This window comes from uncultured Blautia sp. (assembly GCF_902497045.1).
Classification (GTDB): domain Bacteria; phylum Bacillota; class Clostridia; order Lachnospirales; family Lachnospiraceae; genus Blautia_A.
In genome coordinates, this window is the sequence record NZ_CABVDF010000365.1 from 1 (window position 1) to 1688 (window position 1688).

2 protein-coding genes are annotated in these 1688 nt (G+C 44.5%); one reads left to right on the forward strand and one right to left on the reverse strand.

The window, feature by feature from the left end:
• The first annotated feature begins 69 nt into the window (after positions 1–69).
• Positions 70–1224, forward strand: coding sequence for a cell division protein FtsZ (gene ftsZ, locus RDS42_RS14720; protein ID WP_308784311.1), 1155 nt, complete (start codon positions 70–72; stop codon positions 1222–1224).
• Between the two features lie 46 nt (positions 1225–1270).
• Here the strand turns inward: ftsZ and RDS42_RS14725 are convergent, their stop codons facing one another.
• The gene (locus RDS42_RS14725) at positions 1271–1594 is read right to left on the reverse strand and encodes a DUF1540 domain-containing protein (protein ID WP_308784310.1); all 324 of its coding nucleotides are present in this window, start codon (positions 1592–1594) and stop codon (positions 1271–1273) included.
• Positions 1595–1688: the final 94 nt, after the last annotated feature.

Genomic DNA, 1688 nt, shown 5'->3' on the forward strand with positions numbered 1-1688 from the left:
TATACTATATGCAGGTAGATTACGATAAATATCGGTGAAATAAAAGGAGGAAGTACATTGTTAGAGATCATGTCAAATGAAGCTGAGTCCTCTGCCAAGATTATTGTCATTGGTGTGGGCGGAGCTGGAAATAATGCAGTAAACAGAATGGTGGAAGAGACCATCGGAGGGGTAGAGTTTGTAGGTGTGAATACTGATAAGCAGGCCTTAACTCTCTGTAAAGCTCCAACAGTACTTCAGATTGGTGAAAAGATAACGAAAGGCCTTGGTGCAGGAGCACAGCCGGAAGTTGGTCAGAAGGCCGCTGAGGAAAGCATAGAAGAAGTAAAACAGTTAATGGAAGGGGCTGACATGGTATTCGTTACCTGTGGAATGGGCGGCGGTACCGGAACAGGTGCGGCACCTGTGATCGCGGCAGCAGCCAAAGAAATGGGAATCCTGACAGTTGGCGTTGTGACAAAGCCTTTCCGTTTTGAAGCAAAGACACGTATGAACAATGCTCTTGCAGGAATCGAAAACCTGAAGAAGTCAGTGGATACTCTGATCGTTATCCCTAATGACAAGCTTCTTGAGATCGTTGACCGCCGTACAACTATGCCGGAGGCACTTCGCAAGGCTGACGAAGTTCTTCAGCAGGCTGTTCAGGGAATCACTGATCTGATCAATCTGCCGGCACTGATCAATCTTGACTTTGCAGATGTTCAGACAGTCATGACTGATAAGGGTATCGCTCATATCGGTATCGGAGAGGCAAGAGGAGACGATAAGGCTATGGAAGCTGTTCAGCAGGCTGTTTCTTCACCGCTTCTTGAAACGACTATTAAGGGTGCTACTCATGTTATCATTAATATTTCCGGAGATATCTCTCTTATGGATGCAAACGATGCAGCAAGCTATGTTCAGGAGCTGACAGGAGAGGAAGCAAATATCATCTTTGGTGCAATGTATGATGATTCTGTTGCTGATTATGCAAGAATTACTGTAATTGCTACAGGATTATCTGATGCAGCGCCTAAAACCAATTCCTTTGGCGGCAGAAATACAGCTTCTTCCCCGTTTTCTGTAAGAAAGCCGGCTGCAGCAGGAACTTCAACACCTGTTTCAGGTTTGAACATGCCAAGCTTTAATCTTCCAAATATGAATTCATCTTTTGCTTCTAAAGTGCCCACAAGCACTGTACAGAAAAAAGATATTCAGATTCCAGATTTTCTGAAAAACAGATAAATATCAAGAATAGAAGAGGACACTGCATGGTGCAGTGTCCTCTTTTTCAGCATTTGCATGCAAATGTGCTGCATTTGGTTTCTGATTGTGCAGAGGCATTTTCGCCGTTGATGTCAATAGCAGATGCGGTACATCGGCAGTGTTCATTGTAGGTGCACTCCCGGGCTTTGCAGTCAATGTTGATTTTTTCACAGCCGCAGGAGTCTTTGATGCTGTTTACTGCAGAGCCTTCATTGCGGTCGCGGAAGCTTCCGCAGCAGGTTTCGTCTGCAATCCGGGCATCCGATCCTGTTACCTGGATCTCTCCTCTGGAACAGAGGCGATCTTTGTTGTAGACACAGGTTACTGCTGTACAGTTAAGAATTGTCATGTTCATGTCCTCCTTGGATTGGTAATTGCGGTAAATAGTATTCCCGAAAAAAAGGATTCTATACGGTTCGTCTCTCACTTTAAAATAAAAAAAA

Coding starts and splice junctions, on each gene's coding strand:
- ftsZ (WP_308784311.1), top strand. CDS start 70: ATGTCAAATGAAGCTGAGTCCTCTGCCAAGATTATTGTCATTGGTGTG.
- RDS42_RS14725 (WP_308784310.1), bottom strand. CDS start 1,594: ATGACAATTCTTAACTGTACAGCAGTAACCTGTGTCTACAACAAAGAT.